Origin of the sequence: Methylophaga muralis, assembly GCF_001720165.1 — a bacterium.
Lineage (GTDB): Bacteria > Pseudomonadota > Gammaproteobacteria > Nitrosococcales > Methylophagaceae > Methylophaga > Methylophaga muralis.
In genome coordinates, this window is record NZ_MCRI01000044.1 from 1 (window position 1) to 14,809 (window position 14,809).

General features: G+C 43.9%; 17 protein-coding genes and 1 riboswitch. Of the genes, 3 read left to right on the forward strand and 14 right to left on the reverse strand.

Annotation, left to right across the window (positions count from 1 at the left end):
* Nucleotides 1-640 precede the first annotated feature (640 nt).
* The 7 genes from A9E74_RS14515 to A9E74_RS12245 form a co-directional block, all read right to left on the reverse strand.
* Nucleotides 641-1,138 (reverse strand): endonuclease/exonuclease/phosphatase family protein, encoded by a 498-nt coding sequence (locus A9E74_RS14515; protein WP_342670187.1) that lies wholly within the window; start codon nucleotides 1,136-1,138, stop codon nucleotides 641-643.
* A gap of 177 nt (nucleotides 1,139-1,315) precedes the next feature.
* On the reverse strand, nucleotides 1,316-1,606 hold the full coding sequence (locus tag A9E74_RS14520) for a hypothetical protein (RefSeq protein WP_218104317.1): 291 nt from the start codon (nucleotides 1,604-1,606) through the stop codon (nucleotides 1,316-1,318).
* 270 nt (nucleotides 1,607-1,876) lie between these two features.
* Complete coding sequence (gene hpnC, locus A9E74_RS12225) at nucleotides 1,877-2,776, reverse strand: squalene synthase HpnC (RefSeq protein WP_069296898.1); 900 nt, start codon at nucleotides 2,774-2,776, stop codon at nucleotides 1,877-1,879.
* Nucleotides 2,766-4,052 carry a DNA recombination protein RmuC gene (locus A9E74_RS12230; protein WP_069296899.1) on the reverse strand — a complete coding sequence of 429 codons (1,287 nt, stop codon included), beginning with the start codon at nucleotides 4,050-4,052 and terminating at the stop codon, nucleotides 2,766-2,768. The genes hpnC and A9E74_RS12230 overlap by 11 nt, the downstream gene beginning before the upstream one ends.
* Nucleotides 4,043-4,702, reverse strand: coding sequence for an HAD family hydrolase (locus A9E74_RS12235; RefSeq protein ID WP_069296900.1), 660 nt, complete (start codon nucleotides 4,700-4,702; stop codon nucleotides 4,043-4,045). Before A9E74_RS12235 ends, A9E74_RS12230 begins: the two co-directional genes overlap by 10 nt.
* Entirely contained in the window at nucleotides 4,702-5,403 is a 702-nt protein-coding gene (gene ubiG, locus A9E74_RS12240; RefSeq protein WP_069296901.1) for a bifunctional 2-polyprenyl-6-hydroxyphenol methylase/3-demethylubiquinol 3-O-methyltransferase UbiG, read from the reverse strand. The genes A9E74_RS12235 and ubiG overlap by 1 nt, the downstream gene beginning before the upstream one ends.
* Nucleotides 5,400-6,719: a TRZ/ATZ family hydrolase gene (locus A9E74_RS12245; RefSeq protein ID WP_069296902.1), complete on the reverse strand. Its 1,320-nt coding sequence runs from the start codon at nucleotides 6,717-6,719 to the stop codon at nucleotides 5,400-5,402. The genes ubiG and A9E74_RS12245 overlap by 4 nt, the downstream gene beginning before the upstream one ends.
* Before the next feature lie 37 nt (nucleotides 6,720-6,756).
* On the opposite strand from A9E74_RS12245, the gene mtnA reads away from it, so the two are divergent.
* The 3 genes from mtnA to A9E74_RS12260 are packed head-to-tail and all read left to right on the forward strand — an operon-like array spanning nucleotide 6,757 to nucleotide 9,363.
* Complete coding sequence (gene mtnA, locus A9E74_RS12250) at nucleotides 6,757-7,809, forward strand: S-methyl-5-thioribose-1-phosphate isomerase (protein WP_084003083.1); 1,053 nt, start codon at nucleotides 6,757-6,759, stop codon at nucleotides 7,807-7,809.
* A 10-nt stretch (nucleotides 7,810-7,819) separates the two neighbouring features.
* On the forward strand, nucleotides 7,820-8,494 hold the full coding sequence (locus A9E74_RS12255; protein ID WP_069296903.1) for an SDR family oxidoreductase: 675 nt from the start codon (nucleotides 7,820-7,822) through the stop codon (nucleotides 8,492-8,494).
* Nucleotides 8,488-9,363 carry a phosphotransferase gene (locus tag A9E74_RS12260; RefSeq protein ID WP_069296904.1) on the forward strand — a complete coding sequence of 292 codons (876 nt, stop codon included), beginning with the start codon at nucleotides 8,488-8,490 and terminating at the stop codon, nucleotides 9,361-9,363. Before A9E74_RS12255 ends, A9E74_RS12260 begins: the two co-directional genes overlap by 7 nt.
* Here the strand turns inward: A9E74_RS12260 and pnuC are convergent.
* From pnuC to A9E74_RS14255, 7 genes are all read right to left on the reverse strand, one after another.
* Nucleotides 9,360-9,983, reverse strand: coding sequence for a nicotinamide riboside transporter PnuC (gene pnuC / locus A9E74_RS12265; RefSeq protein WP_069296905.1), 624 nt, complete (start codon nucleotides 9,981-9,983; stop codon nucleotides 9,360-9,362). The genes A9E74_RS12260 and pnuC overlap by 4 nt on opposite strands.
* Complete coding sequence (locus A9E74_RS12270) at nucleotides 9,983-10,240, reverse strand: YkoF family thiamine/hydroxymethylpyrimidine-binding protein (protein WP_069296906.1); 258 nt, start codon at nucleotides 10,238-10,240, stop codon at nucleotides 9,983-9,985. Before A9E74_RS12270 ends, pnuC begins: the two co-directional genes overlap by 1 nt.
* 43 nt (nucleotides 10,241-10,283) lie before the next feature.
* Nucleotides 10,284-10,463 carry a hypothetical protein gene (locus A9E74_RS15025; RefSeq protein ID WP_342670186.1) on the reverse strand — a complete coding sequence of 60 codons (180 nt, stop codon included), beginning with the start codon at nucleotides 10,461-10,463 and terminating at the stop codon, nucleotides 10,284-10,286.
* 173 nt (nucleotides 10,464-10,636) lie between these two features.
* Entirely contained in the window at nucleotides 10,637-12,439 is a 1,803-nt protein-coding gene (locus A9E74_RS12275) for a TonB-dependent receptor (RefSeq protein WP_281198104.1), read from the reverse strand.
* 61 nt (nucleotides 12,440-12,500) lie between these two features.
* Nucleotides 12,501-12,606: riboswitch (TPP riboswitch) on the reverse strand.
* A 112-nt stretch (nucleotides 12,607-12,718) separates the two neighbouring features.
* The gene (locus A9E74_RS12280) at nucleotides 12,719-13,288 is read right to left on the reverse strand and encodes an SRPBCC family protein (RefSeq protein ID WP_069296907.1); all 570 of its coding nucleotides are present in this window, start codon (nucleotides 13,286-13,288) and stop codon (nucleotides 12,719-12,721) included.
* A gap of 87 nt (nucleotides 13,289-13,375) precedes the next feature.
* Nucleotides 13,376-14,296 (reverse strand): HTH-type transcriptional regulator CysB, encoded by a 921-nt coding sequence (gene cysB / locus A9E74_RS12285; RefSeq protein WP_069296908.1) that lies wholly within the window; start codon nucleotides 14,294-14,296, stop codon nucleotides 13,376-13,378.
* Nucleotides 14,297-14,376: 80 nt separating this feature from the next.
* Complete coding sequence (locus tag A9E74_RS14255) at nucleotides 14,377-14,598, reverse strand: hypothetical protein (RefSeq protein WP_141696813.1); 222 nt, start codon at nucleotides 14,596-14,598, stop codon at nucleotides 14,377-14,379.
* Between the last annotated feature and the right edge of the window lie 211 nt (nucleotides 14,599-14,809).

Genomic DNA, 14,809 nt, shown 5'->3' on the forward strand with positions numbered 1-14,809 from the left:
GCAGTGTCCTGCCTGAGCATGGTAACCCCCATGTGGCCGCAAATTGCTCCTGCATTAGCGGCATACCTTCCATCCATGGACATAACAAAATCGTCTGGAACAGCGTTGGACGCGATAGACGCCCGGTGGATGAGATGCAGGGATGCATCTCATCAAAGTAGGTCTGAAACCCAAGATAAACCCGAAAAGGGTGGCCTTTTTTATTATCTAGAGTTTAGATAATGTGACCTAATTGAACGGAGTGGTAAGTTGTTGCTCCTACAAAACCGACATAGGTTGAGCCTGAATGTTCAAGTCTCGTGCTTGCAATATAGCTAATGTATATCAGCAAACAACTAACATTATCTCCGGATTAATAATTAAAGCTAAAGTGAGTGGACTTTTAAATTCTTACGACAGCGTTGGCATTTAAATACAAAAATAAAAGCTGATTTCAATATTTCTTGATTTTATTATGTCCTGGAGCATTTTCGCTGTTGCCTGGACCTGCAGGATCGTGTCCCGGTGGTACGTGGCCATGTTTATTGTGATGGGCGCATCCAGTAAGTATTAGGAATGTAAATACAAGAAATGTTGACACTACTTTTGATAACAAAATATTTATCCTTAACGGTAACTACAAAAATTTCAAAAAGGCTATCTAACCAGGATTAGGGACATCGTTTTCTTTTACATTTTCTGAAGCCATCTTTTGTTTAGCAAGATTTACATCTTCTTTAGCTATCTCAAGACCTGAACGTGATTCGCTCGTCGTATTAGTCGTATATATCAATTGGGTTAGCAAAGCAAAGTGATCAGAGCCAAAGTGTGGCAAACGCCGGATATCATAGAGCTTAAAATGTTCACTATGGAAGAGATGATCCAGAGGCCATCGCATAAACCAATATTTAGCATGAAAGGTATTAAACATACCTCTACCGATCCGCGGATCTAATAATTTACTAACTTTACGGAATAAGCGTGTAGTAGTAGACCATGCAACATCATTAAGATCGCCAGTCACAATCACTGGTAAATCGGCATCCGCAACACTTTTAGCAACCATAATCAGTTCAGCATCGCGTTCCGATGACGCTTCGTTTTCAGTTGGGCTGGGGGGGCAGGATGGAGAAAATGCATACGAATATTGTGTCCGGATGGAAGGGTGAGTAGTGTATGCATTGAAGGAATATCATCTTCAACCAGGAACTCGGTTTTAGATTCGGATAACACATATCTGGAATAGACATGCATGCCATACAAATTCTCTTGGGGGCAATTCATCCGGTATGGATAATCATTTTCGATAACTTTCAGTTGTGTTTGCCACCAATAATTAGTTTTCTAGAGTAACTAAAACATCTGGTTTATTTTCCTTTATCAACAAAACCAATTTTTCAATGTTCTTGTTTGTCATCAGCACATTGGCAGTCATTATTTTGATACTGTTTATATCATCCAAATCATACGTTTGGGCCACTTCTTGAGAATAGAGTTTTGTATAAGGCAATATCCACCAGAGCTGATAGGCGACAACTAATAGTGTTGGAATAAACAGCAGCCAAAAACTGACTTTCGAGTAATCTAATAACAAAACCTCAGCAATCAGTAATACAAAAGCCAGCACAACATATTGTATTCGTGGAAAATCATGTACACGAATCCACCATTTTCGTTGGTTGATAAGCTAAGAAAAGAAACGCAAATTAATAAAATAATTAATGGTGCAAATAGATATATGAAATTCAAGAAGGCGCCTACAGTTGCAATTATGTTCAGTTATGACGTTAGCATAAAAGAGCTTATAGATAACCGTAAAATTATGTTTCGTCGTAATTTAATGACTTTGCATGTAACCAGGCTTGCATCTGGCATTAGGTGTCAGAAGGCAATAATGTTAGGTCGCTAATAACCTATCAGTGATTTGTTTGTAACGCGTTTTAAAGGCACTGTTTAGTATCACTCCTATCATTGTTCTACGTGATAGCCTGGGACGGTTCAACAGTGCTTTATCAGGTTGTTGTATTAGTGCTGACAAGGTAGTTAAACCACCTAATGTCATTGCCCTGATTTCCCAACCTAGACGACCGGATAACGATGAGCCAAGCTCAAGTCCTTCACTCATTATTTGTTCAGTACGCAGATAAAGGCTACGCAACAACGGAGCTAATATGATGGTATCAGCTTGAATTAAATTTGCCTCATCAATCCCGATTGCAGCAAGCTCATCCTGTGGAATATAAATACGGTTCTGCTCTGTATAGTCCTGCACAATATCCTGATAGAAATTGATTAACTGCAGTGATGTACAAATGGCATCGGATTGTTGAAGCTGTTGTTGAGTCGGTGGGCCCTGAAGATGCAAAAGAAGACGTCCTACCGGGTTGGCTGAAAACCGGCAATAGTCGAGAACTTCATTGAATGTTGTATAACGTGATTTAACTACATCCTGTCTAAAGGCGATTAACAAATCTTCTAACAATTGAATCGGTAAATTAAAGCGATGCACAGTATCCTGGAGTGCCAGAAAAATAGGATCATTACCTACATAACTTTGATCAGCGATTTCCAACAGATACTGGCTATAGAAATTGAGCAAACGTAACCTGTCTTCTGCCGGAATATTATCTTCGTCGGCAAAGTCATCTGCTGTTCTGGCAAAGGCATAAATAACAGCAATTGGGCGGCGTAGTGTTTTGGGCAATAAAATGGAGGCAACCGGAAAATTTTCGTAATGCGATTTCGCCATATTCAGACAAAACGCATACGCCTGGTCGAGTTCGGATTTATTCCTCATCACTAAGGTTTTGAACTGGTCGTGGCAGTTGTTCTATTGGGGGTAATTCGGTGATTTCGTTTTTACTGCTGATACCCATTTCAGTAAATTTACGTGCCCCCGGTAATACCTGACGTTCCAGAGAGCCGACTGCACTATTGAAATGATTGACGCTGCTTCCCAGGCTGTTACCCAACTTGCTCAGATGATTGCCAAAAGTAGAAAGCCGTTTATATAAGGTTTCACCCAGCTCACGAATCACTTCAGCATTTTCTGCCAAAGCCTGTTGTTTCCAGCCATAAGAAACGGCTCTTAACAGTGCGATAAAGTTGGTGGGGGTGGCCAGAATAATATTCTGGCTCATGCTGTCTTCCAGTAGGGCAGGATCTACTTCCAATGCTGCGGAGAGGAATTGTTCACCAGGAATAAATAACACGACAAATTCGGGAGACTGAGAATATTCAGCCCAGTAATTTTTGCGGGACAGTTCCTTAATCCGGCCGCGAATGATTTGAGCGTGACGCTTTAATTCCAGTTTACGGGTGAGATCATCTTTAGCCTGAATTGCAGATAAATAGGCATCCAGCGGTGTTTTGGCATCAACAATAATTTCGCGTTTTTCCGGTAAGCGAACAATCATATCAGGGCGGATACTACCTGTTTCGGTGGCCGTATGTGTCTGTTCGTAAAAGTCACAATGCGCCACCATACCACTGAGTTCAGCTAATCGGCGTAAAGTCATTTCACCCCACTGACCGCGTACTTCAGGGCGGCGTAGTGCTTGCACCAGATTTTGGGTTTCCTGCTGCAGCTGTTGTTGACTTAAATTCATTTGGGCGATAGTTGAGGTCAGGCTGCCGTAAGCCTCTTTGCGATCCTTTTCAATTTCCTGAATCTGCTTGCTGGTCTGCTGCAATGCTTCATTGATTGGCTTGAGCATTTGTTCAATGGCTTTTTCTTTTGACCCCAAATCCGCTTTGGCTTCACTTTGGAAGCGTTTCAGATTTTCTTCAGCAAGCCGCAAAAAGCTGGTGTTATTTCGCGTCAATGCTTCATTGGAAAGTTGATTAAAGGTATTGGCTAATTGTTCACGGGTTTGAGACAGAATCTCATCCATTTGGCGTTTGTTTTTCTGTTCCAATTGCAATGTCAGATCCAGCTCAGCATTGTTTTTTTCCAGTGTGCGAATTTTGCCACTGCGGATAAACAGACCGATAACGATGCCTAGCAAAATACCAACCAGCAAAACAATCAATAAGTCCTGATGTCGCAGGAAAAACTCGGGACTTAAATCCATTTTAAAATCTCATGTGGGTGATTAATCATGCAGTCAGCCTGCCAGGCTTCAGGTTCATCTGTTTCGGAGATATATCCGTATAAAGCTACGACAGAGCGCATATGTGCATTATGGGCCGCTTGAATATCCCGTTCTGCATCGCCAATATAAATACAATCCACTGGCTTGGCATCAACCAGTTCACAGGCATGTAACATCGGGGCAGGATGTGGCTTACTGAATGGCGTCGTATCCGCGCTGACAATACAAGCTGCAGCATCGGTTAATTGCAAGGCTTCCATTAGCGGGATGGTAAGAAAAGACGGTTTATTAGTGACGACTCCCCAGCGAATGCCTTGAGCCGTAAGACCATCAAGCACTTGTTGCATGCCAATAAATAAGGCTGATTCGCGGGCGATATTTTCTGCATAAAGACTTAAAAAGCGTTGTTGCAAAGCCGGGTAAACAGGATCTTCTTTTTCAATGCCAAACCCCAGTTTTAACAAACCGGCACTACCATGGCTTGCTACAGGACGAATTCGTGCATGATCCAGTGGTTGATGACCTTCTTGTTCTAATAACGTATTTAACGCATAGCCCAGGTCGGGTGCCGTATCGACCAATGTGCCATCCAAATCAAATAGCACGACATTGAACGGAGAAATAAACATCAGATCCGTCGACAATGTACAAGATAATTAACATCAACATCTCTGCTGAGTTTATAACGGCGGGTCAGTGGGTTGTAGCTGATGCCGGTGATGTCATAAACATGCAGACCGGCTTCCCGACAGCAACGGGCCAGTTCTGCCGGGCGAATAAAGCGTGCATAGTCATGTGTGCCTTTGGGCAGCATTTTTGCAATATATTCGGCACCGACAATGGCTAACAGATAGGCTTTTGGATTGCGATTCAAGGTGGAGAAAAACACATCTCCGCCCGGTTTTGCCATGGTCGCACAGGCGTTAATAATCGCCTGTGGGTCGGGCACATGTTCCAGCATTTCCATGCAGGTCACGACATCAAATTCATCCGGATGTTTTTCCGCCATGGCTTCTGCGGTCGTCAGTTCGTATTTGATTTTCAGACCTGCTTCCAACGCATGCAGTTTGGCGACATTGAGTGGCATTTCGCCCATGTCTATGCCAATAGTTTCTGCACCACTTTTGACCAACGCCTCAGTGAGAATACCGCCGCCACTACCTACGTCTACGGCCTTGGCGTTTTTCAACCGGGTTCTTTCATTAATAAACGCGAGTCGCAGCGGATTGATTTCATGCAGCGGTTTGGATTGACCTTCCGGATCCCACCAGCTAGATGCCAGTGCATCGAATTTAGCGACTTCAGCTGGATCGACGTTATGTTTTGTCATGAGACAGACCTTATTTTTGTTGCCCATTGTTGGGCCTGGGCAGATACATGTTGTGCATTTAATGTGGTGAGCTGGCGTTGTTTTAATAATTGTTTGCCCGCGACCCAGACATCAGAAACTTTATCGCGCCCAGTGGCATAAACCAATTGTGACGGTAGATCATAAAAAGGTTGTGTTTCGATCTCGCTGAGATCGATAGCGATAATATCAGCGGCTTTACCTATTTCAAGTGAACCGGTGACAGAATCAATGCCCAGTGATTTAGCAGCATTAATTGTTGCCATCTGCAATGCCTGATATGCAGGTACCACGCTGGGATCACCTGCAACACCTTTTGCCAATATTGCGGCCTGACGCATTTCTGCAAACATATCCAGATCGTTATTGGATGCTGCGCCATCGGTACCAATAGTGATATTGACGCCACGCTTGATCAGATCGGCGATTGGCGAAAATCCACTGGCAAGTTTCAAGTTAGATTCAGGACAATGCGCGATGTGAACGCCCGCTTCGGCGCACCAGTCCATTTCTTCTTCTGTAAGCTGCGTCATATGTACCGCAATCAGACGAGGAGAAAGCAGACCTAAATCTTTAAGCCTTGCCAATGGACGTTTGCCATATTGAGCCACACTGTCTGATACTTCAGTAGCGGTCTCATGAATATGCATCTGGATTGGTAAATCCAGTTCTTCGGCATTAATGATGATGGCTTGCAGTGTTTGATCTGAAACTGTGTAAGGCGCATGCGGCGCATAGTTAGTGGTAATACGCGGATGGTGTCGATACTTATCGTGTAATGCCTGCCCTTTATGTAAGTACTCATTTACATCTTTTGCCCAATTGGTGGGAAATTCAATCACCACCATACCAAGACTAGCTCGGATACCGCTGCTATCGACTACTCGGGCAGTTGCTTCAGGAAAGAAGTACATATCGCTGAAACAGGTAGTACCACCACGAATCATTTCGGCGATCGCCAGAGCAGAACCGGCTTCCACAAAAGCATCACCAACAAATTGTTGCTCAGCGGGCCAGATATGGTTATTAAGCCAGGTCATCAGCGGCAGATCATCAGCTAAACCGCGGAATAATGACATAGCGGTATGGCCATGATTATTAATTAATCCAGGCATCACGCAATGTTCATCCATATTCTGTGTCTGAGTAGCTTGATAAAGCTGTTCCGCCTGAGTTTGTGGTAATAGCGCTACAATATTGCCCTCATGGATGACAATAGAATGATTTTCGAGAACAAGTTGTTCTGCCGTCATCGGCAGACACCAGCGGGCATTAATGATCAGATCGACGTTTTTCATAGCGTCCGATTATAACCGCCATCAGCAGGAGAACACAGTGCAAAGCACCAGTGAAATGATTCAACCCATCAAATGGCAAGACCAACAGTTGCATTTGCTGGATCAGCGTTTACTTCCGACACAGCAACTCTGGTTAAATTATGAGCATGCTAGTGAGGTGAGTGATGCAATTCGTGAAATGGTGGTGAGAGGCGCACCGGCAATTGGCATTACAGCAGCATATGCTGTGGTTTTAGCCGCCCGGGAGGCTTGGAACAAGGCTGGTGTGAACTGGAAGCAGGCAATGTATGAGCCATTGGCCAAACTGGCAGCATCGCGTCCAACAGCGGTGAATCTGACCTGGGCAATCGAAAAAATGACAGCGTTGTATGTCAATCTGCCCGAGACTTATTCTCCAGAAACGGCTTTATTGGAAGCAGCTATTCACATTCATCAGCAGGATATTGCGGCCAACCAAACCATGGGGAAACTGGGAGCGGATTTGATTGATCCAGACAGTATGGTATTAACTCATTGCAATGCTGGTGCACTGGCGACTGGCGGGGGGGGGACAGCATTAGGTGTAATAAGCCAGGGTTATTCCGATGGCAAAATAAAACATGTCTATGTCGATGAAACGCGTCCCTGGTTGCAAGGTGCGCGCTTGACCGCCTGGGAGTTAATGCAGGGCAAAATTCCCGCGACTTTGCAGGCAGATGTCACTGCGGCCTCATTAATGGCTTCTGGTAATATCCATTGGGTTATTGTTGGTGCAGATCGAATTGCTGCCAATGGGGATGTGGCTAATAAAATCGGTACCTACTCATTAGCCGTATTAGCAAAATACCACCAGGTAAAATTTATGGTCGTAGCACCGTTATCAACTATTGATTGGCAAACTGAAACCGGAAAACAAATCGAAATCGAGCAACGCCCATCAAGGGAAGTGACTCATATTGCCAACCAGCAAATTGCGCCGGATGGGGTAAAGGTATCGAATCCGGCTTTTGATGTCACACCGGCAGAGCTGATAAACGCTATTGTCACCGAAGCAGGCGTTGTGTTGTCGCCCTCAATGACTACAATGAAAAACCTTCGTAAGCAGAATTAAGGAGCAGGATATGTCACAAACCGCACTGTTAACAGGCAGCAATAGGGGCATTGGGCTCGAATTATGTCGGCAATTAAAAGCACGTGGCTTTGATGTCATTGCAACGTGTCGTCATCGATCTCCTGCATTGGCTGAGCTTGATGTGGAAATTATTGAAGATGTTGAAGTCAGTAATCCCATCAGTCTTAAAGCGCTTGCAGAAAAACTTGGCGATCGTAAAATTGATTGGCTGATTAATAATGCCGGTATTGCCGCAGGTCTAGGCCTCAATGATATTGATACTAATGCCATTGATAGCTTTAAAAGCATGTTTGAAGTCAATAGCCTTGGTCCCTTATTGACGACTCAAGCATTGATGAATCACCTACAGCAGGGCAGTAAGGTAGGCATTATTACCAGCCGTATGGGATCTATCGCTGATAATGACTCTGGTGGCAGTTATGCCTATCGCATGTCCAAGGCCGCTGTAAATGCCGCAGGTAAATCTCTATCGATTGATTTGAAGCCCAAAGGCATTGCTGTTGCAATTTTGCATCCGGGCTGGGTGAGAACTGATATGACCGGTCATGGTGGTTTGATTGATGCTGACGAGTCGGCAGCAGGTTTGCTGGATCGAATGGCAGAGTTGAATATCGATAACACTGGCACCTTCTGGCATATGAATGGTGAAGTTTTGCCTTGGTAAACTACCCAGCGCTTTCTGAACAGCAGCAACAAGACTTGCCGGCACTGTTAAAACCGGCAAGCAGAATTCCCAGTCAGTTTAGCGATAGCAGCCATCAACTCTGGTTTTGTGAAACCGTCGATGGACCGATGGTTTTGAAGCTGTGTGATCATACCAATATCGATCAGTCGGCTTTCTGGCAAGCTATGAATAGCCTGTTTGCCATCAATTTTCCGGCATCATTGGGAAATATTGCAGAAGTTTACCAGCGTATTTCCACTATTAGTCCTTTGGCCATTCCGTCACTCATTACCTCAATGGAAGCGGAATTTGTGCTGGTTCGGTGGTTACCTGGTGAAGATGTGGATGCATCAGCGGTAACGGCGTTAGCGATTAAATCACTGGCTAACCATATCGGTTTGATGCATCAACAGCAGCATCCACGATGGGGGAGTCTGCAACAGCCAGAATTCACAACAGAAGATTGGCCGCAGCGTCTGAAAATGACCTTGCAGCAACAAGCTGACTCAATTGATCAAACTGTTTTAAAACCAGCCTTGAAGCAGGCCGAACAACTCTGTGAAAACACGTTTGTGCCGATAATGCCCGATTTGCGGTGGGATCAGTTTCTGATGCAGCAAGACAAGCTTTCTGCATTGGTCGATTTGGATGCGATTGTCTATGGTCCAAGAACGTTAGAATTTGTTTTGCTGGAATATTTGCTTGATCAAAAACAAGCAGAAAGCTTTGCTGTTGAATATCTGAACCATCAGACCATTCCTGATCTGACGGCTGTCCGGCTGCCATACAGGCTATTACTATTTTTGATGAATGTTTTAGGTGAGACAGATTTGAACTCCTGGCTCAACCATCCCGAACGGTTTAGTTAGGCAGTTCGAGTCTGGTGTTGGGCTGCTAATAACTTACGCCATTTGAAATACCCCGCCATAGCGAGAAACAGATAAATACTGAACATTACGATTGTGGCGTAGAACCCCGTCAGCGCATAAAGCACAATCGCAGAACTGTTGATAACCTGCCAATACAGCCAGTTTTGCAATACTTTTCGTGCCATTAATACGGTATTCATCACTGAAAACACCATTACAAATGCATCGAGGTAGGGATATTGGGTGGCGTGTGTCGATAAGTAATAACCAAAAATCAGGCTGAGAAAGCCACCAGTGGCAATAAAGATCAGATGGTATTGCCATGGCCAGCTGTGAATATTCAGTTCTGCCGTCTGGTTTTCATGACGATGCCAGAGAATAAAGCCATAGACCGCCATACCTATGTAATACAGGTTGAGTAGAGCCTGCATCGGTAACTGATTTTCCCAAAACAGGACGGTGTAAATAATGGTACTGATAAACGCTAATGGCCAGCACCATTGTGATTCTCGGGCAGCAAACAGGATATAACCAATGCCAAGCAGCGCGGCAAATACTTCCCAGCCACTCATGGACGCCAGTCCAGCTAGCGTAATATCCCACCAAGCTGATTCAGACATCAGTCTTTGACTTGATGACGATCATTACCGATCAGTTTTAACACAAAAACGCTATGTGGTATCTGGGCAAACACGGCTTCAATTTCACTATCCATCGCATCCATCACATCCCGGTATTCACCAAAAATCTGGGTGCTCAATGTATTACGATGCACAATCAATTTTGAATTGTTTTCCAACATGGCAATAAACGCCAGAATTGGTTCGACAAATTGTTCAGTCAGCGGATAAAGGCTGATATCTACAGAAATTCGCATAATGATTTCCTGAAAAGGGGGCACTACTGTGTCCCAGGTAAATTTAGTAGTCGTAAGATACTGTCATACCGAAAGTACGTGGGTCGGCATATTGGGTATAAACCCGATCCTCATATTCGGTCGAAGGATCGATACCAAAGAAAAAGCCGCGAGTGTAATAGTCTTTATCAAACAGATTGCGTCCCCATAAGGTAAACGTCCAGTTTTTCTGCTGGTACTGCAAACTTGCATTGGTAATGGCGTAAGAACTGGATTTCGCATTATGGCTGTTGGAGTAATAGAACTCATCCTTGCCCTCAACATTAGCGCGTAGAGTCCATTGCGATGTCAGATAGACTTCACTGCCAACACTGAAAGTGTAGGCTGGAGCATGAGCTTGCCTTCTGCCCTGAATATTTAATCCAGCCTCATCCAGTTCAGGGTTGTCATATTCGTCAAATGTCGCATGTAAAAGACTAATGCTGCAAAGGTTCTTATGCGTTCATTGATCAACCAGTCAACACTTGCTTCAATGCCCATATTACGACCTTTGGCTGCATTATCCTGATAATCGATAAAACGGGTGCCGCCACCATCACGAGGTACACTGACAGATGTTTTTACTTGGGCATCTTTTCGTAAACCATAAAATGCGGTGATATCGGTCACCAGACTGCCATCCAGCCATAGTGATTTCATGCCGGCTTCCAGATTCCATAAATATTCATTATTGAATTTGCGTAAGCCGGGCGCGAGATCTGCTTCCGTGTTAACCCCCCCAGCTTTGTAGCCTCGGGATAATGATGTGTACAAAAGGTGTTGTGGGTTGAATTGATAATTTAGACCAACTTTGCCGCCAAATAACACATCACTGTCATCCAGATCCAAACCTTGCGAATCCTCATAATCAGCGTCCCAATGTTCAACGCGTAAACCAGTAATTAAAGTTAGTTTATCGGTTAAAGCAGTATCAAGTTGGCCATAAATGGCGCTATTAAACGTTTTATAAGTATTATCTAACGCAAACGGAAATACCGCATCACTATCAATTGCATTCGCAAAATAGGTGCGTTTTAAATCCTGTCGTTGATCGGCCAGATAAATACCAACTGACCAGTCAGTTGTGTCCGCAAAAATACGACCATCTTCGTTAGACAATGCTCTGAATTCAAATGAATAGTTTTCACGCTCACGCTTATATTGATCAAAACCACTATAAGGACAGTTAAATGCATCATTGTCTTCATCGGCATCGACACAGGTGGCATCTACTGGAAATTGTGTTTTAAATGACCAATCATCATCATAGCTATATTCCAAATCAGATTTAGAATAGGTCAATGTTGATTGAAGTTGTACTTTGCTATTGGCACGCCAATCGGTTTTCAACGCAAACGCATTGGTATGCTGTTTGTCTTTACCAGGCTGATCTGAAAGGCTGTTACGACTGTTATCCAGTGTGAAAGCGTCGTAACCATTGTCGATATTTAAATGCAGCAAATTAAGATCAATGGTCAGGTCATTACTGACCAGCCATTTCAAATGTCCGCGGGCAGTCAGTTCATCCTGATTTTGGGTATTATCCCGACCCAGAAAATCGTTATCCATATAACCATCTGAACGATGGGTATGCACGGCTATACGGCCCAGTAATGTGTCCTTAACGATAGGGCCACCCAAGGCTACACCGACGCTACGTGTATTGTAATTGCCAATGCTGGACTGAAAATTCATATCCAGATCATTGGTGGCCTGTTTGCTTTGCATATTGATAACGCCAGCTAATGCATTGGCACCATACAACGTACCCTGTGGGCCACGTAATACTTCTACTTTCTCAATATCAAATAATGTGGCTGCGCCGCCGCTGCGACTAAAATCGATACCATCAATATAAAGGCCTACTGATGGATTTAGTGGTGCCAGAAATTCACTGCGCTCACCAATACCGCGGATCTGAAAGAACTGACCACGTGAAGCGCCACTTGAAAGATTTACATTGGGTGCAAGATTGAGCACGTCTTCAAGATGCTGGGCACCACGCGATTCAATGATGTCTTCATCAAATGTTGTCAGACTGACCGGAATATCCTGGGCCTCAGCCGGACGGAAATCGGCGCTGACCAACATGGACGGTAAATCGGTGCTGTCGGTTTGGGCAACTGCGCCGGGAGCAAATAGCGCGCTGGTAACTGCAATGGAAAGCAGGGTGGGTTTCATGACTATCCTTTTTAATTTCATAAAAAGGACAGGGGATCACGCCATTTGCATAGATCTAGCAAGAAGGTGTTGCCGCCTGTCCCTACGCCAGTATTACCTGGATCAGGTTCATCGGGTCTCCACCAACTGGTGAATCTCAGGCCTTTCGACCACCCCGAGGCTTGTATTAGCAAGTGGAGAAAATATACAGAAAAAAGTGATTTTTTCCCACCATTAAAATTTTGAGCGCTCACAAAAAAGGCGTCCGAAGACGCCTTCAATGTTTAAATTAGTGTTAACTTAGTTTTCGATTTTGGCTTTTAAAGTATCAAGGCCTGAACGGAAAATACCTTGAATAGCGTTGGTAGCCGTTTCATCATTCAACTCTTTAGGTTCATGATGATTACCGGTATAACCACGGAAAAATTTGGCTAACCAGGTAACTTTGGTTTGATCGCCTTCAGCTTCAACGGTTACCCATGCTTTATAACGACTGACTGGAACGGCAGGGATATCATGCATTTCACCTTCGATATCCACTTGACCCACAGAGCTCATGGAATCTATATCATATTGATAGCTCATTTTTTCCGCATCGAAACGCTTTAATGTTTCAGTGATGGTGGCATTGTTATCAAGTGTTAATGTGCGAGTTGCCCCAACTTCATTTCCACCTGATGCCTCGGTAGAAATGATGGCTGGATGCCATTTATGCAGACTATCGAAATCTTTGACCATGTTCCATACAGTTTCAGCATCGGCATTAATCAACACAGTTTCTTCGACTTGCAGACGTGAAGCACCATGAGCGAATACCAGTGCAGGTAACAGGAACAAGCCTGTAACCAGGCCTTTTAATACAGCTTTCATTATATTTCCTTCTTATATTTCATTTGGAATGCCAATAATTAGCCCGAATAAACTACCATCACATTCCGAAATGCTAAAGGGAAAAATTCACAATGCAATGGCATTTTGGATAGTTGAGCGTTGTAAATGTGGGGCAAAAAACTCAATAAAAGCATAGCTATAGCCACGCAGATAGCTGCCTTTGCGGATTCCCATATGCGTTGTACTTGGTTTAAATAAACCACTGGCATCCATTGCCTGTAACGGAGCATCTTTGATTGGATCAAATGCCATGTTGGCGATAATGCCGATTCCAAGACCAAGTTCCACGTAGGTTTTAATTACATCTGCGTCGGTTGCTGTGAAAATTACATTAGGTTTCAAACCCTGTTCAATAAAGGATTGATCTTGTTGAGCGCGACCAGTAAACCCCATGACATAAGTGAGAATGGGATATTTCGAGATTGCCTCCAGAGTGAGTTTTTTTTCATTTAACAGCGGGTGTCCGGGTTGCGCAATTACCGTGCGATTCCACTCGTAGCAAGGCAAAATCGCCAAATTATCAAATTTGGACAATCCTTCAGTGGCGATAGCTAAATCCACTTTTCCGGTAGCGGCCATTTCTGCCACCTCGGGTGGTGTGCCTTGCACCATATTTAAATGCACATCTGGGTATTGTTCAGAAAATGCTTTTATCGCTTTGGGTAGGGCGTAACGGGCTTGAGTATGTGTAGTACCAATTGAAAGCGTGCCTTTTTTTTCATGTCGACTATCGGCAGCTTGCTCCCGTAAATTATCCACTTCTTGTAATACACGCTCTGCCATGGCAATCACGGACTCTCCAAGAGGTGTAATTGCAGACAAACGTTTTCCATGACGTTCAAATATTAATAAACCTAATTCATCCTCTAACAATTGGATCTGGTTGCTGACACCCGGTTGGGAAGCATGTAAAGCTTGAGCCGCAGCCGAGATACTAAGACCACGACGAGCCACTTCGCGAACATACTTAAGTTGTTGCAACTTCATGCGCTATATCCGTTTTTGTTAATTAATTAAGTTAAATGTATAACTATTTATATAAATGGGGTGAAAATACCCGTCGCGATTTACATCTCAATTATCGGTACACCGTGTTGTGGCAATTGTAATGGCACCGTTAATTGATATTTATCATTATGAGATGCGGCGTCGTTTTCCGTAGCCAAAAGGCTTTGTGCTTCAGCTGGGCTTAAGGCGATGTATTCACAGTTATTAGCAGTACAAATTCTTATCGCCATAGTCAACGGTTCTTCAATATCATGGCGTTGAGTGACTGTTGAGTTATCCATTTGCAACCAGACGGGGGGAGCCTGATTCTGCATTGGCCCATTTAAGCTATTTGAGTTGACCGGATATATTATTAAAGCAGTAACAAGAGCAGAACATACTGCTGTTATTACTAATAAAAGTCTGTAAGTTGTCATCTTCAGCCTCTCATCCTGGAGTTGATTTGGAAATAGAGCATCGGTTAAGCACCGTGAAAGAAATGTGAACAATTAG